The 255-nt window shown below is 47.5% G+C and carries 1 protein-coding gene; it reads right to left on the reverse strand.

Going from position 1 to position 255, the window contains the following annotated elements; all coding sequences use genetic code 11:
• Positions 1-255, reverse strand: a 255-nt coding sequence (locus H8K33_RS19660; RefSeq protein ID WP_186892768.1) for an IS3 family transposase, incomplete at both ends; no start/stop codon positions are given.

A 255-nucleotide genomic window follows, 5' to 3' on the forward strand; every position in this document is an offset into this window, starting at 1 on the left:
TTGTCGCCGTCACGCGACGATAGCCGTAGCGACCATGATGCTTGTCATAGATGGTGCGAATGCGTTGCTTGATCGCAGCATACTTATCGTCGAGAAGCGATTGTTTGCGTTGGTAGTAAAACGTACTACGTGCCATGCCAACTACCTTGAGAACCTGTGTGATCGGATATTGCTGCCTTAGTTCATCGACTATTTGCGCTTTCTCTCTTGCGCTAGTTTCTGCTTTGCCTGAACTAAGGCTTGCAACTTTTTTAG

The sequence above is a fragment of the Affinundibacterium amnicola genome (assembly GCF_014284275.1).
Taxonomy (GTDB): Bacteria; Pseudomonadota; Gammaproteobacteria; order Burkholderiales; family Burkholderiaceae_D; genus Undibacterium; species Undibacterium amnicola.